Consider the following 20300-nt stretch of genomic DNA (forward strand, 5'->3'; position numbering starts at 1 on the left):
ACACAAGCTATCTTTTGCGGCGCTATGACACAGATCAAGTCGCACCGCGACACATCGACACGCCTCAGGTTTAATCCTGAACCCGTTAATCAAGCTTTTTTGTTCAAGAATCGCTTCAATACGAGTGGCATTCTCCCGATGTGCCACCCCGGTTTGCGGCGATGAAGATCGGCCCTGCGTGTGGGAGGCACGTCTGGAACCGATATCGATTGTTCATGCTTGATGAAAGCACGGGGATATATGCCTAAGCCTCCTGTCTCGCCCTGTACGTCTTTCGGCCGCACTTTGTTTGCGCCGATTTCCGCATCGCTCCGCCCCGCTATTCTCTGTCTTTCCGCGCTGGTCGCAACGGCCGGCGCGAGCTTCGCAGACGATGCTTCCGATCTCGTGGCGCGGGGTCGCTATCTTGCGACGGCTGCCGACTGCGCCGCCTGTCACACAGCGCCGCATGGCGGCACGCCCTTTGCCGGTGGCTACGGCATCGACACGCCGCTCGGTAAGATCTTCTCGACCAACATCACGCCGTCGAAGGAAGATGGTATCGGCACTTACAGCGAAGAGGATTTTTCGCGCGCCGTACGTGAAGGGGTCGCCAAGGATGGCAGCCATCTCTATCCGGCAATGCCTTACACCGCCTATGCCAAGATCACCGACGACGACATGAAGGCGCTCTATGCCTATTTCATGCACGAGGTGAAGCCGGACGACCACAAGCCGCAAAAGACCGAGCTGCCTTTCCCCTTCTCGATCCGCGCATCCATGGCGGTCTGGAACCTGCTCTTCCTCGACAAGACCCGCTTCCAGCCCAATCCGGCCAAGTCCGCCAAATGGAACCGCGGCGCCTATCTGGCGGATGCGCTGGAGCACTGTGCCACCTGTCACACGCCGCGCAACGCCTTCATGGCTGAAGATGCCAGCCAGGCGCTTGCCGGCGGTTCGGTTGGTTCCTGGTATGCGCCCAACATCACCTCCGACAAGGTTGCCGGTATCGGCGGCTGGTCCGACGATCAGCTGATCCAGTATCTTAAGACCGGCAATGTCCCCGGCAAGGCGCAGGCCGCCGGCCCGATGGCGGAAGCGGTCGAAAACAGCCTGCAGCATCTCTCCGACGACGACCTGAAGGCGATCGTCACCTACCTCAAGGACGTGCCGGCGATCGGATCGGCAGAAAAGACCTCGCGTGCCGATCTCGGCAAACCTTCGGGCGAGGTCGAAGCTTCGCTGCGCGGCCTGCCCGGCCAGTCGCCGGAAGAAAACGGCTATCACATCTTCAGCGGCAGCTGTGCTGCCTGCCACCAGGTGGAAGGGCAGGGCAACGATCATTATCCGTCGCTGTTTAACAACACCGCGACCGGTGAGGACCGTCCCGACAACCTCGTATCGACCATCCTTTATGGTCTGCATCGCAAGGTTGGCGATCATGTCGCCTTCATGCCGGCCTTCGGTGCCGATGCGTCCTACACGGATCGTCTGTCGAATAAGGATATCGCCGATGTCAGCAACTATGTTCTGGCAAACTACGGCAATCCGTCCGTCAAGGTGACGCCTGCCAATGTGGCACGCATCCGTGACGGTGGCGAGAAGCCTCTGATCGTCAAGCTCGCGCCGCTTGCGGCTCCCGCTGCGATCGTCGCTGCCGTCATCGTGCTTGCCGTGATCGTCTGGCTACTGTCGCGCCGTCGTCGTTCGCGCCCGGCGCTCGGCTGAGCCCTGATCGCTTTCCCTTTTCGCATTGAACGCTCCCCCGGAGATCCTGATGCCCTTTGATCCCTCCTCCCCGGCCATGTCCGGTCCCAATCTTTCCCGCCGCAGCCTGCTGCGCGGCACTGCCGCCCTCGGTGGTCTGGCCGTTGCCGCAAGCCTTGCCGGCCCGATTTCGGCCTTTGCGGCTGACGACAGTGCCGCCTCTTTCACCCAGCTGTCGGAGTTCCTGACCGGCTACACGCTCGACCCGGTTCTCGGCGCCCGCTTTCTTGCGGCATTGAAGAAACGCGATGCCGATCTCGATGCCAGCCTTGCAGCGCTTTCCGGTCTCATCGAGCAATCCGGCGTGCCGAACATGGACGGCTTTCTGGCGCTGACCGGTACCGATCCGGCGCTGATGAAGACCGCCACCAAGGTGGTTTCCGCCTGGTATCTCGGCGTTGTCGGCGAGCCGGAAGATGCCGAGCTGATCACCTATGCCGACTCGCTGATGTACCGCCCGACCAAGGGCCTCCTTACCGTCCCGTCCTATGGTCCCGGCCCCAATGCCTGGGGACCGAAGCCCGGTAGCAAGATCTGACAGGAACAAAGACAATGGCTAACACATCCTATGATGCGGACCTGATCGTTATCGGCTCGGGCGTCATGGGCGGCATCGTTGCCGCCAATCTCGCCAAGGCCGGCAAGAAGGTGATCGTTCTGGAGGCCGGTCCGCGCGTCAATCGCCGCGAGATCGTCGAGACCTACCGCAATGCGCCGGTAAAGCTGTCGCTTGCCAATGCCAAGCTGCAGGGTGCGGGTTCACCCTTCCCGAGCATGCCCTGGGCGCCATCCACCTATGGCGATTACCTGCAATATGAAGGGCCGGTGAAGTACAACACCTCCTATCTGCGCGTCGTCGGCGGCACGACCTGGCATTTCGGCTCGGCTCTGTGGCGGATGATCCCGAACGATTTCAAGCTCCAGTCGCTCTACGGTCGCGGCCGTGACTGGCCGATCGGTTACGACGATCTGGAGCAGTATTACAACAAGGCCGAACTGGAACTCGGCGTCACCGGCACGGACGGCCAGGACGAGAGCGGTCAGGGTGGCGGACCGATGCCGCCGCGCTCGATGCCCTTCCCGATGAAGCAGCTCAACACCAGCTACATGTTCGATACGCTGGCGGAAAAGCTCTCGGTCGGCGGCTTCAATCCGGTGCTCGAACCGCATGGCCGCGCCTCGCGCCCTTACGGTAACCGCCCGGTCTGCGCCGGCAACAACAATTGCAACCCGGTCTGTCCGATCGGCGCCAAATACGATGGCTCGATGCATATCGACGAGGCGGAGCGCCACGGCGCCAAGCTGCTCGACAATTCGCCGGTCTACAGAATAGAGGCCGGCGACGACGGCAAGATCACGGCGATCTGGTACAAGAAGCCGGACAATTCCGAACATCGTCTGACGGCAAAGTATTTCGTGCTTGCCGCATACGGTATCGAGAGCGCCAAGCTGCTGCTGATCTCCACGTCGGAAAAATATCCGAACGGCATCGCCAACTCTTCCGATCAGGTCGGCCGTAACCTGATGGACCATACCGGCATCAGCATGAACATGCTGACCAAGGAAGACATGTGGCCGGGTGAAGGCCCGACCGAGCTTCTGGTGTATCTCAACCAGCGTGACGGCGAATTCCGCAAGGATTATCCGAGCTACAAGATCAAGGTGCGCAATACCGTTCCGACCGCGCAGATGACCGAGGGTTTCATCAAGAAGGGCATTCTTGGCTCCAAGCTGGACGAGCAGATCCGCAAATATTCGGCCCGCTCGCTCAACTGGGCGATCGATTTCGAACCGCTGCCGCTCGCCGAAAACCGCGTCACGCCGTCGAAGACCAAGTTCGATGCGCTCGGCATCCCGGTTCCGGTCCTCTATTACTCGGTCACCGATTACTGGAACGCCGGCCGCGACCGTGGCCTGCAGGATCTGAACAAGATCGCCGAACTCTTGGATGCCGAAGTCCTGTCGACCGACGTCAAATGGCAGAACCGCCAGCACGTCATGGGCACGACCCGCATGGGCGACGACCCGACCGATTCCGTCGTCGATCGCGATTGCCGCACGCATGACCATCCGAACATGTTCATCGCCGGCACCAGCGTCATGCCTTCCGCATCCTGCATGAACCCGACGCTGACCGGGGCGGCACTCAGCGTTCGTATTGCAGAGCAGTTGATCAAGGAAATCTGACCTGCGCTGGAAGGCGGTCAGAGGACGAAGCCTGCACGATGGACATGATGACATCGTGCAGGCTTCTAACCGCCATCATGGCGGCTGGAACAAACGGTGGATATTTGCTGCCGCGGCGTCAAATGAAGATTTTGTAATTCACAGTCATGTTCGGTTGAAGTGGCCTTGAGTCTCATCCACAGGAAGAATCAGAAAATGCGAATATTGTATATTCGCTTGTGATGAGCTGAAACTAACGGGCTGAGAGCCGCAAAACGAAGACACCGAACAGATGCGCGGATCTGCTCGGTGCGAGATTATAGCACGGGCGTGACGTCGGGGATGTCACGAAGGATGTTTTCAGCCGGCCGGGTGCGGAGCCGGTCCGCGATCGCCGTCGAGACCGGTGGCAACCACCGAGACGCGGAATTTTCCGTCGAGGTTGCGATCGAAGATCGCGCCGACGACGATATCGGCATCGGCCTCCACCTCGTCGCGGATGCGGCTTGCCGCTTCATCGACTTCGAACAGGGTCATGTCCGAACCGCCGGAAATCGAGATCAGCACACCCTTGGCACCCCGCATCGAGATGTCGTCGAGAAGCGGATTGGCGATGGCCAGCTCTGCCGCTGCGAGCGCACGATTGTCGCCGGAGGCCTCTCCGGTACCCATCATGGCGCGACCCATGCCGCGCATGACCGACTTCACGTCGGCGAAGTCGAGGTTGATCAGGCCTTCCTTGACGATCAGGTCGGTGATGCAGCCGACACCGGAAAAAAGCACACGGTCGGCGATCATGAAGGCGTCGGCAAAGCTGGTCTTGGCGTCGGCGATGCGGAAGAGGTTCTGGTTCGGAATGACGATGACGGTATCGGCCGCATCGCGCAGTTCCAGGATACCCGCTTCGGCCGTCTTCATACGCCGCTGGCCTTCGAAGGTGAAGGGTTTTGTGACGACAGCGACGGTGAGGATGCCGGCGGCGCGCGCGGCGCGGGCGATCGCAGGTGCCGCACCCGTGCCAGTGCCGCCGCCCATGCCGGCGGTGACGAAGCACATATGCGAACCGGCAAGATGATCCATGATCTCGTCGATGGATTCTTCAGCGGCAGCACGCCCTATATCGGGCAGCGAACCTGCGCCGAGACCTTCGGTGATCTGGGCGCCGAGCTGGATGCGGCGCGACGCCTTGGACGTGGCCAGAACCTGTGCATCGGTGTTTGCCGCGACGAACTCCACACCGCGGAGTTCCTCTTCGATCATGTTGTTGATGGCGTTGCCACCTCCACCACCGACACCGATGACGGTGATCTGCGGTTTCAGTTCGACCAGGCCGCTTTTCATATCCGTCAAGCTCAGGCTCCTTCAAATCTTCCTGTCGTCTCTCAAGGACGACGAATCGGCCGTCAAATTATCTGTCGATTGCGTCGGAAGCTAGAAGGAAGCGAGAGGTGAAACGACTATCTGATGGCGCGCATGGCCTCGATGAACTGCTTTGCCTTCGCACCGACCGCCTCAGCGCTGTCGCCGGGCTTGTAGAGCGAACCGCCGATGCCGAAACCGGCGGCACCGGCATCAACGAAAGCCTTCATGTTGTCGGGCGTGACGCCGCCGACGGCCAGAACCGGTATTTCCTTCGGCAGCACGGCCTTCCAGGCCTTGATGACATAAGGCGGAATGGCTTCGGCTGGAAATGCCTTGACGCCGGTGGCGCCAGCGCCGATCGCGGCAAAGGCTTCCGTCGGGGTGGCGACACCGGGCAGGCTGACCATGCCCTTGGCGACGCTCGCCTCGATGACCGACAGGTTGGCGTTCGGCGAGATGATGACCTTGGAGCCGGTTGCGGCGACATCGGCGACCTGGGCAGGCGTCAGCACGGTGCCTGCACCGATCAGCGCCTTGTCACCGAAAAGCTTCTGCAGCTTTTCGATGCTTTTCAGCGGATCGGGCGAATTGAGAGGCACTTCGAGAATGCGCCAGCCGGCCTCGATCAGCGTTTCGCCCACCGCCTCGACCTCTTCCGGCTTGATGCCGCGGAGGATGGCGATCAGGTTGCATTCTTTCAGCGCGTCGTGGAGGTTCATGGGAAACGTCCTTATTTCGTCAATTGCAATTGGCCGGCGATCAGCTGCACGCCGCGTTTGGCGGCATCCGCCGTGCTTGGGATCACGGTGAGATTAAAGAGTGGCGCGACACGACCGTAACGGCTGTTCAGCACATTGTTGCCGACAATGCCGATCGCTTCGCCGGGGATGAGCCAGCCGGCGGCGCGGGCCTGGCGGAATTCGGAACCGATGACGAGGCCGGAGACGTAATCGCCGATATCTTCGGCCTTCAGGACGCCGGCGAGAACGCCAGTACGGGCGGAAAAGACGGCGGACAGAAAGGCATCGGCGGCACGGGCATCACTTGCTGCAAACTCTGCGCCGAGATCGAAGGCAGACCAGACTGGTTCGGCTCCGGGGGCAGGTTCCAGCGCCTTGGCGATGAAGGAATGTTTGGTGAGAAGCGAAAAGACCTCGCCCGTCGCATAGGTCTGGAAACCGGCGATGCGGCCTCCCTCGACGCGTGCCCATTTGCTGTGGGTGCCGGGCAGGACAACGGTGCAATCCTTGTTCAGACCGAAACCGACGATCTGCGTTTCCTCGCCGCGCATGACGTCCGGAAACGGCTTTGCCGCCGGATCTCGCATGCCAGGCAGAAAGGTGACGGTTGCGCCGTTCTGAAGCGTCAGTTGCTTCGTACCAGCGGCAAGCTCCGCCAAGCCGGCAGGCGCATCGACGTAAGGAACTTCGATCCAGCCGTTGCGGCTGGTGATCATGCCCGAGGCGATGACGGGAAGCGGGCCGTGAGAGGCAAACCAGCTGCCGACGGTTTCCATCAGTGCAGCCTCAAACGCGCCGTCCTTGACAAACTGGATGCCACCGCTCGTCGTGTCTCGGGTGTCGAGCGTCTCGCCCGTTTCCGACACGAGTGCTGCACGCAGCGAACTCGTGCCCCAGTCAAGGATGATCGACACAGGCTTAGGCATACCGGATTTCCTCCCGAGATTTATTGCGCCCTTCGATAGCGCGGGGGCGGTGCGGCTGTCGAGAACAATCGTCAATAAAGTCATACTTATCGGTATGATCTGGACAGGATGGACGCCTGGTTTTCGGTATACTTTCCAAAACGGAATAAGCCCTTGGCGATCATGAGATTTTTATCGTTGGCCTTGGCCAGAAGTCGGACGGGGCGCTGAAAGCTGCCTCGTAAGTTAGTTTATAGGTGACACCTCTCAGCGCCCCGTTCGGCAGTTTTTATCCACGACTCCGATCCCTCTGCCGTTGCCTTGCCGGATGATGTTCGTCTGGCTCGATGGAAAACGGACGGATCCTCGGGTTTAACCCGAGGACTTATCGCCAACCTTCCATTTCACCGCCGCCGGGCCTTCCGTTCTCACGGACGGACTTGGTCGAAGCCCGGCGAGACCATCCTTCAGGCCACCATGTGTGCCGCACAGGCACATCCGACGCGCCGTTCGGGCATCAGAAGCGGCAGGCCGGTCCGAAAACCTTGCCGCTTCCCCCGTGTCGCCGGAGGGAGACCACTTTCCGCAGACCCCGGTGATGGAGAGTTACGTCCTCTCTCCACCGTTAGCGCCGGTCCCGCCTCGCCGGCACGACTGCCGGTGTATCCGTGACGGAACGGAGGGATTGTAGGCATGGGCGAGAGGGCGGGGATGAAATTTTGTCCAAGCGATTGAAACGATTGCAGGGAGGTTCGAAATCATCCCCGGCCGTGTGCCGGATCTCGAGGAGACCGTCCTTCAAAACGCTTAGCCTTCATCTCGTTTTGCCGAGGTCTTTGGCAGCAATTGCCCACGATGACCGGTATCCAGCCTATTGCGGTCATTGGATCAGTGCACCTGGACCTCGATCCCGTCACGGGCCCGCAAGGTGGCACCAGCGTCCTGCAGGTTTGATTAACCGTGCTAATTTGCGCGATTGTAATGATGCGTATGTTAGGAGCCGCTCATCAGTTGATGGGCGAACTTATGAATATACACATTGCGTGGCGCGGTATCCGGAACTTCATGTCGGTTCAAAACGAGAACCCTGAGCTTCTCAAAGCTCAATATCGGGCCTTCACGCGACAAATGCCGATGATGTATTTCATCCTGCTCTCCAGTACCTGGGCGCTTGCTATGACGCACATGCGGATCGCGCCCGCGTGGTTGACACTTGGCGTGCCGATGCTGCTTACGGGCTGCTGCCTGCTAAGAGCGATCTTCTGGCTACGAACCAGGAATTCAGATCCATCTCCAGACCTTGCACATGCTGCACTCCGGCGCACCAATCGGCTTGCGGGCGCCATTGCCATGGCTTTCACACTCTGGTCTTTCGCGCTGATCCCATATGGCGATGCCTACACCCGTTCGCATGTCGCCTTCTACATGGCCATTACCGTCATCTCTTGCATCTTCTGCCTGATGTATGTGCGCTCGGCGGCCTTTATCGTGACACTCATCGTCAATGGCGCATTTATCGCTTTCTTCGCCTCGACGGCACAGCCAACATTTGTTGCCATTGCGATCAACGTCTTGCTGGTTTGCACCGGCATGATGTCCATCCTGCTGACGAACTACCGAAATTTCGAAAGTATGGTGGTTTCTAAGCAGCAAAGCGAGGCTCTGAGCTGCGAGAACTTCAGGCTCGCCAACCTCGATAGCTTGACCGGACTTGGCAATCGGCGTGCGTTTTTTGCAGAACTGGAAACCGAACTGGCGAAGGCGCAGGCTGACGGGGTGCGGTTGGCTCTCGGCGTCATGGATCTCGACGGTTTCAAGCCCGTCAACGACCTTTACGGCCATTTGGTTGGTGATCGTCTCCTGGCAGAGGTTGCCGCACGCCTATCTACCACGCTGACGGCCAGCACGGCTTTCAGGCTAGGTGGTGACGAATTCGCGATCATCGCTCCTCTACCGCCGGAAAATACACAGATGGTAATAAATGCCAACGCCATCGCGGCCAAGCTGAGGGAGCCCTACCGTTTACCGGAAGGTACGGTGCATATCTCGGCGTCAATGGGGATCGCGGTGTTCCCCGAGCTTGCGCTTAACTGCGAGCAGCTTTTCGAGCGCGCCGATTATGCGCTATACCACGCCAAGAAAAAGCAGCGCGGTGGCGCGGTGTTGTTCGACTCCGATCACGAATATCAAATCAATTTCGAGGCGAAGATAGAAAGCGCACTGAAGCAGGCCGATCTCGAAAACGAGCTGTCAGTGGTCTTCCAACCGATTATCGATGTCCGTGGCCCGCAGACGATAGGTTTTGAAGCTCTGGCACGCTGGGATAGCCCACAGCTTGGTAAAATCTCTCCGGCCTGCTTTATCCCTATCGCAGAACGAGCGGGAATCGTCGGCTCACTTACGAAGCCGCTCCTCTGGAAGGCGTTGGCCGCGGCCTCGCTGTGGAGACCATCTCTGCGCCTGTCGTTCAACCTGTCTGCCCACGACTTGAACTCCAACGACAGCGTCTTAATGCTGGTGGGCATCATTCAGAGAAGTGGCTTTGATCCCAAGCGCCTTGATCTCGAGATTACCGAAACGGCTTTCGCCCACGATTTTGAACAGGTCACGCAATCCGTCGAGACCCTTCGAAGACTGGGATGTGGGATCTCGCTTGATGATTTCGGAACCGGATACTCAAGCCTCACGCGCCTTCACGCCTTGCCGCTGACAAAGTTCAAGATTGATCGCAGCTTCGTCAAGGACCTGCATTTGCGGCCGTCCAGCTATAAGATCGTGAAATCTCTGCTGGCACTAAGTGCAGACATGGGGTTGGATTGCGTGGTCGAGGGTGTCGAAACGGAAGAAGAGCTCGCGGCTCTTACAGCATTAGGCGGGACAAGTGTTCAGGGCTATCTTTTCGCTCCACCACTGCTGGAGCACGAGGCCGCAAAGTTCGCAGCCGAACCCAGTGGCGCCAACCTCAGGATTGCGGTCTAACCGCACCTTTATAAACCCGGCTGCTCCGGTCGACTTCCTTGACGCAAGAGAGAGTTTACCCGCGGCGCGGCCTCTCAAAAGCCCTGGAACAGAAAGTCGGTGGCTGCGGTGATTTCGGCCGAATGGTGGGAGAGATCAAGGACGGACTCACCAATGAGCCGTTTCGGCAATGAGGCCATCGAAGGGATGAGGATGTAATAAGCTTGCCCTTTTATCTCGACACGAGGACTCAATTTAACGAATACGGGTCCAATCTCGACGACAGGAACAAGGGGCGCGACAACACGGGTCTCTATGGAGTCAAGAAGATCAGCCTGCAGATCCATGATAAAGCCATCACGGCCCTTGAACTTGTGGATATGGAACCGGGTCATCAGAACGTGCGATATTCTTCGAGTGGCAGGCCGTTCTTCTCGACATATTCGTTGTAGACCCGGATCGCCTCGGCATTTTCTTCCAGCCAGCGGCGTTCGCGCTCGGCCTTGACGGCCTTGGCGATGCCGTCTTCGGCGGCACGCGAGAGATTGATATCCAGCTCGCGCGCCTGGGCGAGAAGCGTGCTGTCGAGCGAGAGGTTGGCGGCTTTGCGTGCGGGTGTCGGCATGAGAAGCTCCGGAATATACGCAGATTATATGCGCATATTTTCTTGATGCAACGCGTGGTCATTTCAGCCTGATGTCGCCAGACGAAAAAGCCCCTCGCTGGTTGGGCGAGGGGCCAAAGGCTGGAAAGTCAGATCGGAGCTCAGGTAACTCCGCCTTTATGACAGCATAGTAACATAAGCAAATCGTCACCCAAACAGGTGACGCAGTTGCAATAAGCGCCACATTCACCCTAGAGTAATGTAGGACAGCGGCAGAAATGCAATCGTGACCGCAAGGCAAACAATCACAGTCCTGACGAGCCGTGCCCGGCGCGCCTTTCGAGCATCCCACTCGTAGACCATGTTTTCTCCCTTTTTATGCAGGAACCACAAGGCGAAGCCTCAATGGTATCCAGATGCCTCCATCTGCGTGAAGGCTAGGGACGACAATATTGATCGAAGCTTGCGCGGCGCAGGTTCAATCAGGGCGCGAAGGACGGCTTATTTCTCGGGAGCGAGAATGCAGCACTGCTCCGGCACCGGGACGAGAACAGCCTTGGCGCCGGGTTCGAACAGCTCCGAAAGGGCTCCGTTCGCGGTGATCTCGCCGGCGGCCGTCTCACATTTGTACTGGTACGCGCGGCCGAGATAGGTGCGGGTGCCGAGCGTGGCGGGGATGCCTTCGCCCTGGCCGCGCACGACCAGACCATCGGGGCGGGTAGCAAGCACGAAATCATCCTTGATCGGGCCGAAGACATCCTGCGACAGGTGCAGTTTCGCGCCGCCTGCGGCTTCCACTGTCACGATCGCACCATCGCGTGCGACGGTCTTCATCGGGATGAGGTTTTCGAAACCGACGAAGCGGGCGACGAAGGCGTTGGCCGGCTTCTGGTAGAGCACTTCGGGCGTATCGAGCTGCATGATGCGGCCGGCATTCATGATCGCCACGCGGTCGGAGATCGAGAATGCCTCTTCCTGGTCGTGGGTGACGTAGAGCGAGGTCGTACCATTCGCCTTCTGCAGCTGGCGGATTTCTACGCGCATGTCGACACGCAGCTTGGCGTCGAGATTGGAGAGCGGCTCATCGAACATCAATAGCGGCGGTTCGATGACGAGCGCGCGGGCGAGCGCGACACGCTGCTTCTGGCCGCCGGAGAGTGCGCCGGGCAGGCGGTCGGCAAGATTGGCTAGGCCGACGCGCTCCAGCATGGCGGTGGCCCGCTTTGCCCGGTCTGCGGCGGAGATGCCGCGCTGCTTGAGGCCGAAGGCGACGTTTTCCTGCACGGTGAGATGCGGGAAGAGCGCGTAGTTCTGGAATACGAGGCCGATATCGCGGGCATGCGCGGGAAGCGTTGTGAGGTCACGATTGCCGAGCTTCACATGGCCGGAGGTCGGCTGCAGGAAACCGGCGACGATGCGCAGCGTCGTGGTCTTGCCGCAGCCGGACGAGCCGAGAAGCGAGACGAGTTCGCCGGCCGCGACCGAGATCGACAGGTCTTTCAGGACCTGGGTCTGGCCGTAATGGGCGGAGAGGTTTTCGATGGTCAGCGATACGGTCATGGGATCGGGGCGTTCTTGTCTATTTTGTCAGGAAGGTGAGGCCGAGGGTCATCTCGACGATGGCCATGACGCCGACGGTGACGAGCATCAGGAGCACTGAAACCGAGGCGATGGTCGGATCGAAGAACTGTTCCATATGGGCGAGAATCTGGATCGGCAGGGTGGAAATACCGGGACCGGTCAGAAACACCGAGATCGACACGTCGTTGATCGAGGTGATGAAGGCGAGAATGAAGGCGGCAATAACGCCGGCGCGGATATTCGGCAATACGACGGTGAAGAAGGTTTTGAGCGGCGGGCAGCCGAGGCTGATGGCCGCCTCTTCGACCGAAAAGTCGAAGGAGGCGAGCGAGGCGCCGACGACGCGCACCGAATAGGGCAGCACGAGCAGCGCATGGCCGATGATCAGGCTCGGATAGACGGGCAGGCCCATGCCGATGGTGATCGACTTCAAAAGCGAGAAACCGAAGACGATTTCCGGCACCAGGATCGGTAAAACGAACAGGGTGCCGAGCCATTTCGGCAGGCCGATACGGTAGCGGTTCAGCGCATAGGCTGCCGGAATGCCGATCAGGAGAGATAGGCCGGTGCCGAGGATGGCGACTTGGAAGCTGGTGATTGCCGTGTTTCGGAAGGCGGAGATTTCAAAGATGTTCCAGAACCAGCGGAGCGTCAGGCCCTGCGGCGGGAAGGTGAGGTAGGTCGTGTCGCTGAGCGAAGCGCCGATAATGATGACCAGCGGTGCGAGCAGGAACAGGAAGACCAGGATGGCGAAGGCGCCAAGCAGCGGGTGGATACGGGCTGTCATGGTCGTTACACCGCCATCGGGTTGAGACGCCGCGCGATGCGGCTCATGATCGAAACGATGGCAATGGTGATGACCACCATGATTGCCGCGATCGTGGACGCGCCGACCCAGTCGAAGGTGACCATGGCGCGCTGGTAGAGAAGCGTTCCCATCATCATCATCTGCTCGCCGCCCAGAAGCTGCGGAGTGGCATAGGAGGTGAAGCTGCCGGTAAAAACGAGGACCGCGCCGACGATGAGGCCGGGGACCGCGAGCGGCAGGATGACCTGAAAGAAGGTGGCGATCGGCTTTGCGCCGAGCGAGGCGGAGGCTTCCACCACATCGCGCGGGATGCCCTCGAGTACGCCGGTCAGCGTCAGGATCATCAGTGGCACGAAGAGATAGACCATCGCGACGATGACCGAACCTTCGGTATAGAGCATCGACAGCGGTTCGGAGATGATGCCGAGCGACAGAAGCGAGCTGTTGAGGATGCCGTTCTTGCCGAGAATGATCAACCAGGCAAATGAGCGTACCACGACGCCGGTCAGCAGCGGGAAGACCGCGGCGATGATGGCGATCGATTTCAGTCGGCCGGGCATCTGGGCGATGACGTAAGCCGTCAGGAAGCCGATGACGAGCGATATCGCCGTGGTGATCAGCGCGATCCTGAGCGTCCGGTAAAGGATGTTGGTGCGGAAGCCACTGTTGAAAAAGGCGGTATAGGTGGAAAATACACCCTTCGGCTCGCCGAATGTGGTGGCGATGGTGAGGAGCACGGGGATGACGAGCAGCAGCACGACCGCAATCGTCGCCGGCAGCGTCAGTCCCCATTTGGCGAATTTGTTCATAAGTTTCGTCTCGATTTCGCTCGGCCCCTCATCCGCCTGCCGGCACCTTCTCCCCGCAGGCGGGGAGAAGGGCGGGTGTCGCATCCGTTCTGCCAAATTTAAACGTCGAGTAGGGCACGTTCCCTCTCCCCGCAAGCGGGGAGAGGGTTAGGGTGAGGGGCAATTTTACGCCGAGCTTACTGCGCGAACAGCTCGTTCCACTGGTCGATCCAGTCGGTCTTGGCTTCGTTCATCTTGGCATAGTCGATGCGCGACAGGCTGTTGACCTGTTCGGCGCCGTAGGTCCACATTTTTGCCTGTTCCGGCGTCAGCTCGACCTTGGTGTTGATCGGCGCATCGACGCCCTGTTCGGCTTCCTTCTGCTGCACTTCCTTCGACAGCACGAAGTTGATGAACTGGTAGGCAAGCTCGACGTTTTCCGAACCCTTCGGGATATTGACCGTGTTGACGGTGGCGATGTCACCATCGGTAAGCTTTGCCCAGGTCATGGTCGGGACCGCTGCCTGCATGGAGGCGAGCGTGAAATCCTGGGCGATTGCGACGCGCACTTCGCCGGTGGAGATGAGGTTCACCAGTTCGGAACCGGTATTGTAGTTCTTCACGACGTTTGGCTTCAGTTCCTCGATCGCCGAGAATGCAGCTTCGCTATCCTCGAACGCATCCGTGCCGCCATGCTTGCCAGCCTGCAGCACGACCATCGGGCCGGCCGTGGTGGTGATGCCCGGCAGCGATATCGACTTTTCCAGATCGGCGCGCCACAGATCGTTCCACGAGGCGATCGGCGGATTGACCTTGGCACTGTCGTAAACGATGCCGACGCGGCCGATCGTGTAGGCCGGGCCGTACTTGCCCTGCGGCTGGCGGCCGAGTTCGTAGATTTCCGAAAGGTTCGGGATCTTGGCCGGGTCGATTTCGAGGAACTGACCCTGTTCGATGCCGAGCTGCGAGAAGCTGTCGGAGAGGTAGATGACGTCGACGCCCTTGCCGTCGCGCAGGCGCAGCTTGTTCAGGCGGTCGGCATTGTTGCCGGTCTCAAAGACGATATCGCAGCCGCAGATCTTCTTGAACGGCTCGATGATATTGGCGTTCATCTTCTCGCCGTTATAGCCCCACCAGGAAATGGTGAGGGTCTTCGACTGGGCGCTGGCGGCGGACGCGCCGGCGAAGGAGGCGATGACGGCGACAGCCGACGCGCGAAGAAGACGGGAGACGTTCACGGGACGAAGACCTTTCGGAAAACCGGTTGACCGGGAATACCCCCGGACTTTGGGGGCAATTCTATTTTTTGAGCGATCGGCTCGCAAGCCTGTTTGGCGGGCAGTCCACTTTTTTCAAGGCGCATTTACCGCGGTTTTTGCCGGCAGAAGAAAGTTTTTCGCAAAAAGCCCCTTGCAGCTCTAGTCACTAGAGGTCCTAGAAGGGCTACTCGAAGTTATGGCGGAGAGTAACATGTCGGATAGCCGGACGAATGACGGAACCTCGCATCAGGCGCGCTACAAGGTTGGCGGCATGGATTGCGCCAGCTGCGCGGCGAAGATCGACACGGCGGCGCGGCGCATTGCGGGCGTCGAGGATGTTTCCGTCTCCGTCGCTGCCGGCACGATGACGGTGAGCCACGATGGCAGTGCCGATCTTGCTGCCATGGAGAAGAAGGTTTCCGGGCTTGGCTATTCGCTCAGGGCTTTGGGGAAGAAGGGCAGGGTAGAGGGTGGCGTACCCTCCTCTGTACTGCCGGACATCTCCCCCTCAGGGCGAGAAGATGCCCCGTCGCACGATCACCACGAGCATGGTCCCGGTTGCCGCCATGATCACGGGGGTCATCATGGCGGTGGACACGATCACGAGGATCACGACCATGATCACGCCGAAATCGAAGGCCTGCATGGTCACGATCACGCGCCGATGGATGGGCCGTGGTGGAAATCGAAGAAGGGGCGGCTGACGATCGTCGTCGGGCTGGCGCTTGTCATCGCTTACGGCGTTGGACATCTCATCCCGGCTTATGACAGCTATATTTTCACTGCAGCGATGCTGTTCGGTCTGGTGCCGATCGCGCGACGGGCGATCATGGCGGCTTTCGCCGGCACGCCGTTCTCGATCGAGATGCTAATGACGATTGCCGCTGTCGGTGCCGTTATCATCGATGCGTCGGAAGAAGCGGCCGCCGTCGTCTTCCTGTTTCTGGTCGGAGAACTCCTGGAAGGGGTTGCCGCCGGCAAGGCGCGTTCCGGCATCCAGAGCCTGACGGCATTGGTGCCGAAGACGGCTTTGCTGGAGGAGGGCGGCAAGACACGCGAGGTGCCGGCGGAAAACCTTACTGTCGGCTCGGTCATTCTGGTGCGGCCGGGCGACCGGATTTCCGCCGACGGCATCATCGTTGCCGGGACAAGTGCGATCGACGAAGCACCGGTGACGGGCGAAAGCACGCCGGTTTCCAAGAGTGAAGGCGAGCAGGTGTTTGCCGGAACTATCAATGGCGATGCGGCTTTGCGCATCCGCGTGACGGCTGCAGCCGAGGACAATACGATTGCCCGCGTCGTGCGGCTGGTGGAAGAAGCGCAGGAAAAGAAGGCCCCGACCGAACGCTTCATCGATCGTTTTTCGCGTTATTACACGCCGGGCGTCGTGGTCGTGGCCGCACTCGTTGCCATTCTGCCGCCGCTCGTTGTCGGCGCAGACTGGAGTGAGTGGGTTTATAAGGGCCTGGCCATTCTTCTGATCGGCTGCCCTTGCGCTCTGGTCATATCGACGCCTGCCGCAATCGCCGCCTCGCTTTCATCCGGTGCGCGCCGGGGCCTGCTGCTGAAGGGCGGTGCGGTTCTGGAAACGCTCGGCAAGCTGACGGCCGTCGCCTTCGACAAGACCGGGACGCTGACATTGGGCAAACCGCAGGTGACCGACGTGATCGCCTTCGGTCGTAATGCCGACGACGTGTTGCGGATCTCGGCGGCGCTGGAAACAGGTTCCAGCCATCCGCTGGCAATGGCGATCCTGGCAAGGGCTGCAGAATACGAACTGGACATTCCAGCGGCAAGCGCGGCGAAGGCACTGGGCGGCAAGGGCGTGACGGCAATCGTCGAGGGCGAAGAGGTGTTTCTCGGGTCGCCGAAGGCGGCGGTGGAGCGCGTGTCGCTGCCGATGGCGCATTCACGCCGAATTACCGCTCTCAATGATGAGGGCAAGACGGTTTCCGTGCTGATCGTCGGTGGTGTTCTGGCGGGCGCGATCGCCATGCGCGATGAACCGCGCGTGGACGCCAAGTCGGGTCTGAAGCTGCTCGCCGATGCAGGTGTCAAGACGGTGATGCTGACCGGCGACAATGCCCGCACCGCAGAAGCGATCGGCAAGGATCTCGGGATCGAGGTGCGCGCCGAGTTGATGCCGGAAGACAAGAGCCGCATCGTCGGCGAGTTGAAGCGCGAGGGATTTGTCGTCGGCAAGGTTGGCGACGGGATCAATGACGCGCCGGCGCTGGCGGCGGCCGATATCGGCATCGCTATGGGCGGTGGCACCGATGTGGCGCTGGAGACGGCCGATGCGGCCGTGCTGCATGGCCGGGTTTCGGACATTGCAGCCATGATCGAGCTATCGAAGCGCACGATGCGCAATATCTGGCAGAACATCACCATCGCGCTCGGGTTGAAGGCCGTGTTTCTGGTGACCACCATTATCGGCGTCACCGGATTGTGGCCGGCAATCCTAGCCGATACGGGGGCGACCGTGCTGGTGACGATCAATGCGCTGAGGTTGCTGCGGCGATAGCTGGTATTTACGCGCTACGACGGATCACGACGGGGGCTATGGGCTCGGCTTCTGGCTGGGCAAGCGGGATATCGCTCGAACGGATCGCGCTTCCGCGATGGGACGCCTTGGCATAATAAAGTGCGGCGTCGGCTGCACCTAGCGCCGTATCGCAGGATGTCTCACCCTTTTCGACCAGTTTGATGCCGAATGAAGCCCCTATCGACACATCACCCTTAGATAGTCCGATCGGTTGCGCCAGCGAGTGCGAAAGATCCCGGCAGATGTTCTCGGCCTGAATTGCAGAAACCTCCGGCATGAGGATCGCAAATTCGTCACCCCCCAGTCGGAAGAGCCTGTCGGCTTGGCGGATGCCGGCGCGTAGCCGAGATGCGACGATCTTCAACAAGTCGTCGCCGGCCGCGTGTCCGTAAGTGTCGTTGACCGATTTGAAGCCATCGAGGTCGAGGCAAATAACGGCGAGGGGGCCCTTTTCGCTCAGCGAGCTGAATTCCGGCTGCAACAGTGCCCGATTGGTGAGGCCTGTCAGGAAATCGTGTGTCGCGGCGTGGCGCATGCGTCTTTCGCGCAACAGCAGCATGCGGGCGGCGTTTCTGGATATACGGACCGCGAATATGCCCGTGGCCAGCAAAAGTATGCCGACGGTGATGAGCAACGGAAGCGAGCGGTACATAAGGTCGGCGGCCGGCCTTGGCGGGCGCCAGGACAGGACCTGCGGTTCGCCACCCGGGCCAACCGCGATCTCGACATGAGCGCGATCCGGCGCGACACGCGCAAGCGTCCCCATCCGTGAATCGTCGAGCAGGAAGCGGGTGCCGAAGAATTCCTGAATGGTGCCGGTGATTGGCATGGCGGTGATCAGGATCGGCGCGCGTTCGCCCTTCGGCCTGGCGGTTCCGAAATCCGGCTGAAACAGCGCAGCCGTCATCAGCACCGCATCGTCTCCCAGAACTTCGATCCGGCTGATGCTGACCGGTTTCGGGATGCCCTCGATGACGCGTCCAATTTCTCTGGATCGGACATTTGCAACCAAGGCAGCCGCATCCTTGACGACGGCAGGAATGCCGCGGGTGAAAAAGCCGCGATCCTTCACACTGTCGTCCGCACGGGAATAGATCAGCTGATCGTCGTGGTCGAGTACTGCGACAAAGCGGGTACGGGATGTTCCGATGAGAGAGGCGCCGATATTGCGGTCGGTCCATTCGAGATCGAAGCTGTTATCGATCTTGGAGATGGATTCATCCCATATGGTCCATGCGGTCAGCGAGAACTCGATGTCGCTGATCCACAGGTCGATATTGTGCTTGACCAGCGTCTCCTGTCGCTGGCGAAGATCGGCGTCGATCTGGGCAATGCCCACATAAGGGATTGTCGCCATGCCAGCGATGAGCACCGCCACCGCAATGATGGCCGGGCCAACCAGCCTGAAGTGAATAAAGCGCATGAGAGTGGAAACGCCGTTGGGAATTGGCTTATGTCAATAAGGCGAGTATCGGACGCAAGTTCTTAACAATGGTGTTACTATTGGGCCTGCCCACGCGATAATCATCGATTATTTTATTAGCTTATGCTGGCGAATGCCGGCGAAGTGAACGACTCGTAAAGATTGCATTTAGGTTTCTTCGGTAACGTCCCGTTAGTCAAATCCCGTGTTGCGCCTGAAAACAGGCAGTCAGGGCGGGATCGGTGTTTTGCGTACGGGTCATCATGCGTTTTTCTGCTGCCACTTCGGCCATCATCGCCACCTGTATCGGCTTGTCCAGCTGTACCTCGTCCAGCACAGAGACAGCGCTGACCGTACCGCCCGCGTCAGTCAAGACCGCGCGGGTCGCGCCGTCACAGGCAATCGTTCCGCCGTCAATGCCGGCAGCGTCTGTTCCTTCAATCGATCCGACACCGGTTGCGGCGATCACGCCGCCGGCAGGCTTGAGAGATCCGCATGAGCTGGCTTGGAATGGCGGTGCACACGAAACACAGGCATTCGACGGCTTGGCGACCACCGTGGGCATGCCGGTGCCCGCCGAGCGCCCTGTCGCCTCGCTCAGGCCGGCACTCAATTCTTCACGCAGCCAGCCACCATATAGCCAGCCAATGCCGCCTTCTGCAGGTTTCCAGCGTCTGAAGGTTTACGGCCACCGCTTCAGCGATGCCAAGCCGATGAATTTCGGCCGGGTCGCGCCCCGACACTTTGCCGTGCATGGCGTCGACGTATCCCGCTGGCAGGCCAATATCGACTGGGCGAGACTGCGCACCCAAGGCGCCAACTTCGCCTATATCAAGGCGACGGATGGCGGTGACCATATCGATCCGATGTTCAGGACGAACTGGAACAGGGCTCAGCAGGCGGGCATCCGTCGCGGCGCCTATCATTTCTTCTACTGGTGCCGTACCGCCGGCGAGCAGGCCGACTGGTTCATCCGCAACGTCCCGCGCGATCCTGATGCGCTGCCGCCTGTGATCGACGTGGAATACAATCACCAGTCCGACTGCAAGATGCGGCTTTCGACCGAGCGGGTGCTCGAGAAGATGCAGGTCTTCATGGACAAGCTGGAACGCCATTACGGCCAGCGCCCGGTCATCTATACCGCACCGGATTTCTACAAGGATCACCTGCGCGGCCAGTTCCGTGACTATCCTTTCTGGCTGAGGTCGGTGGCCGCTCACCCGTCAAAGATCTACCCGGATCGCAAGTGGCTGTTCTGGCAGTATTCGGGATCGGGCCTGTCGCAAGGTGTTGAGGGCAAGATCGACCTCAATGTCTTCAATGGCGGCGTTGAAGGCTGGCATGACTGGGTGGAGCGATCCACCGGTGCCGGGAGCGCCGTCGCGCAGCGCTAAAAAAATAGACAGATAAGATGG

The 20300-nt window shown here is 60.0% G+C and carries 16 protein-coding genes; 6 read left to right on the plus strand and 10 right to left on the minus strand.

Annotation, left to right across the window (positions count from 1 at the left end):
- The first annotated feature begins 240 nt into the window (after positions 1–240).
- Genes JZX87_RS16125 through JZX87_RS16135 form a run of 3 tightly spaced genes read left to right on the plus strand, consistent with a single transcriptional unit; the run spans position 241 to position 3933 of the window.
- The gene (locus tag JZX87_RS16125) at positions 241–1707 is read left to right on the plus strand and encodes a c-type cytochrome (RefSeq protein WP_206826746.1); all 1467 of its coding nucleotides are present in this window, start codon (positions 241–243) and stop codon (positions 1705–1707) included.
- A gap of 49 nt (positions 1708–1756) precedes the next feature.
- A complete protein-coding gene (locus tag JZX87_RS16130) occupies positions 1757–2284 on the plus strand; it encodes a sugar dehydrogenase complex small subunit (RefSeq protein WP_206826748.1) in 528 nt (175 codons plus the stop codon).
- 14 nt (positions 2285–2298) lie between these two features.
- On the plus strand, positions 2299–3933 hold the full coding sequence (locus tag JZX87_RS16135) for a GMC family oxidoreductase (protein ID WP_206826750.1): 1635 nt from the start codon (positions 2299–2301) through the stop codon (positions 3931–3933).
- Between the two features lie 339 nt (positions 3934–4272).
- On the opposite strand, the gene ftsZ is transcribed toward JZX87_RS16135, so the two are convergent.
- The 3 genes from ftsZ to JZX87_RS16150 all read right to left on the minus strand — a co-directional run bounded on the left by ftsZ (position 4273) and on the right by JZX87_RS16150 (position 6940).
- Entirely contained in the window at positions 4273–5253 is a 981-nt protein-coding gene (gene ftsZ, locus JZX87_RS16140) for a cell division protein FtsZ (protein ID WP_373289484.1), read from the minus strand.
- 116 nt (positions 5254–5369) lie between these two features.
- Entirely contained in the window at positions 5370–5993 is a 624-nt protein-coding gene (locus JZX87_RS16145) for a 2-dehydro-3-deoxy-6-phosphogalactonate aldolase (RefSeq protein ID WP_148147051.1), read from the minus strand.
- An 11-nt stretch (positions 5994–6004) separates the two neighbouring features.
- A complete protein-coding gene (locus JZX87_RS16150) occupies positions 6005–6940 on the minus strand; it encodes a 2-dehydro-3-deoxygalactonokinase (RefSeq protein ID WP_206826752.1) in 936 nt (311 codons plus the stop codon).
- A 1005-nt stretch (positions 6941–7945) separates the two neighbouring features.
- Here JZX87_RS16150 and JZX87_RS16155 point away from each other — a divergent pair.
- Positions 7946–9898, plus strand: a complete 1953-nt coding sequence (locus JZX87_RS16155; protein ID WP_206826845.1) for a putative bifunctional diguanylate cyclase/phosphodiesterase — start codon at positions 7946–7948, stop codon at positions 9896–9898.
- A 74-nt stretch (positions 9899–9972) separates the two neighbouring features.
- On the opposite strand, the gene JZX87_RS16160 is transcribed toward JZX87_RS16155, so the two are convergent.
- From JZX87_RS16160 to JZX87_RS16185, 6 genes are all read right to left on the minus strand, one after another.
- Positions 9973–10272: a CcdB family protein gene (locus tag JZX87_RS16160; protein ID WP_206826754.1), complete on the minus strand. Its 300-nt coding sequence runs from the start codon at positions 10270–10272 to the stop codon at positions 9973–9975.
- Entirely contained in the window at positions 10272–10502 is a 231-nt protein-coding gene (locus tag JZX87_RS16165; protein WP_148148668.1) for a type II toxin-antitoxin system CcdA family antitoxin, read from the minus strand. The genes JZX87_RS16160 and JZX87_RS16165 overlap by 1 nt, the downstream gene beginning before the upstream one ends.
- Positions 10503–10982: 480 nt before the next feature.
- Positions 10983–12041, minus strand: a complete 1059-nt coding sequence (locus JZX87_RS16170; RefSeq protein WP_206826757.1) for an ABC transporter ATP-binding protein — start codon at positions 12039–12041, stop codon at positions 10983–10985.
- Between the two features lie 19 nt (positions 12042–12060).
- Entirely contained in the window at positions 12061–12849 is a 789-nt protein-coding gene (locus JZX87_RS16175) for an ABC transporter permease (protein WP_206826758.1), read from the minus strand.
- A gap of 5 nt (positions 12850–12854) precedes the next feature.
- A complete protein-coding gene (locus tag JZX87_RS16180) occupies positions 12855–13679 on the minus strand; it encodes an ABC transporter permease (RefSeq protein WP_148145135.1) in 825 nt (274 codons plus the stop codon).
- Positions 13680–13855: 176 nt separating this feature from the next.
- Positions 13856–14854: an ABC transporter substrate-binding protein gene (locus JZX87_RS16185; RefSeq protein WP_502711319.1), complete on the minus strand. Its 999-nt coding sequence runs from the start codon at positions 14852–14854 to the stop codon at positions 13856–13858.
- 274 nt (positions 14855–15128) lie between these two features.
- On the opposite strand from JZX87_RS16185, the gene JZX87_RS16190 reads away from it, so the two are divergent.
- On the plus strand, positions 15129–17441 hold the full coding sequence (locus JZX87_RS16190) for a heavy metal translocating P-type ATPase (protein WP_206826760.1): 2313 nt from the start codon (positions 15129–15131) through the stop codon (positions 17439–17441).
- A 7-nt stretch (positions 17442–17448) separates the two neighbouring features.
- Here JZX87_RS16190 and JZX87_RS16195 read toward each other — a convergent pair whose 3' ends face one another.
- A complete protein-coding gene (locus JZX87_RS16195; protein WP_206826763.1) occupies positions 17449–18885 on the minus strand; it encodes a sensor domain-containing diguanylate cyclase in 1437 nt (478 codons plus the stop codon).
- Positions 18886–19148: 263 nt separating this feature from the next.
- On the opposite strand from JZX87_RS16195, the gene JZX87_RS16200 reads away from it, so the two are divergent.
- Complete coding sequence (locus JZX87_RS16200) at positions 19149–20279, plus strand: glycoside hydrolase family 25 protein (protein WP_183826085.1); 1131 nt, start codon at positions 19149–19151, stop codon at positions 20277–20279.
- Positions 20280–20300 lie beyond the last annotated feature (21 nt).

The sequence above is a fragment of the Agrobacterium sp. Ap1 genome (assembly GCF_017313375.1).
GTDB lineage: Bacteria > Pseudomonadota > Alphaproteobacteria > Rhizobiales > Rhizobiaceae > Neorhizobium > Neorhizobium cellulosilyticum.

What these genes read in the sequence shown, in the direction of transcription:
- JZX87_RS16190 (WP_206826760.1), top strand. Translation starts at nt 15,129, where the DNA reads ATGTCGGATAGCCGGACGAATGACGGAACCTCGCATCAGGCGCGCTAC.
- JZX87_RS16165 (WP_148148668.1), bottom strand. Translation starts at nt 10,502, where the DNA reads ATGCCGACACCCGCACGCAAAGCCGCCAACCTCTCGCTCGACAGCACG.
- JZX87_RS16200 (WP_183826085.1), top strand. Translation starts at nt 19,149, where the DNA reads ATGCGTTTTTCTGCTGCCACTTCGGCCATCATCGCCACCTGTATCGGC.
- JZX87_RS16170 (WP_206826757.1), bottom strand. Translation starts at nt 12,041, where the DNA reads ATGACCGTATCGCTGACCATCGAAAACCTCTCCGCCCATTACGGCCAG.
- JZX87_RS16125 (WP_206826746.1), top strand. Translation starts at nt 241, where the DNA reads ATGCCTAAGCCTCCTGTCTCGCCCTGTACGTCTTTCGGCCGCACTTTG.
- JZX87_RS16135 (WP_206826750.1), top strand. Translation starts at nt 2,299, where the DNA reads ATGGCTAACACATCCTATGATGCGGACCTGATCGTTATCGGCTCGGGC.
- JZX87_RS16175 (WP_206826758.1), bottom strand. Translation starts at nt 12,849, where the DNA reads ATGACAGCCCGTATCCACCCGCTGCTTGGCGCCTTCGCCATCCTGGTC.
- JZX87_RS16145 (WP_148147051.1), bottom strand. Translation starts at nt 5,993, where the DNA reads ATGAACCTCCACGACGCGCTGAAAGAATGCAACCTGATCGCCATCCTC.
- JZX87_RS16130 (WP_206826748.1), top strand. Translation starts at nt 1,757, where the DNA reads ATGCCCTTTGATCCCTCCTCCCCGGCCATGTCCGGTCCCAATCTTTCC.
- JZX87_RS16155 (WP_206826845.1), top strand. Translation starts at nt 7,946, where the DNA reads ATGAATATACACATTGCGTGGCGCGGTATCCGGAACTTCATGTCGGTT.
- JZX87_RS16150 (WP_206826752.1), bottom strand. Translation starts at nt 6,940, where the DNA reads ATGCCTAAGCCTGTGTCGATCATCCTTGACTGGGGCACGAGTTCGCTG.
- JZX87_RS16195 (WP_206826763.1), bottom strand. Translation starts at nt 18,885, where the DNA reads ATGCGCTTTATTCACTTCAGGCTGGTTGGCCCGGCCATCATTGCGGTG.
- ftsZ (WP_373289484.1), bottom strand. Translation starts at nt 5,253, where the DNA reads ATGAAAAGCGGCCTGGTCGAACTGAAACCGCAGATCACCGTCATCGGT.
- JZX87_RS16160 (WP_206826754.1), bottom strand. Translation starts at nt 10,272, where the DNA reads ATGACCCGGTTCCATATCCACAAGTTCAAGGGCCGTGATGGCTTTATC.
- JZX87_RS16180 (WP_148145135.1), bottom strand. Translation starts at nt 13,679, where the DNA reads ATGAACAAATTCGCCAAATGGGGACTGACGCTGCCGGCGACGATTGCG.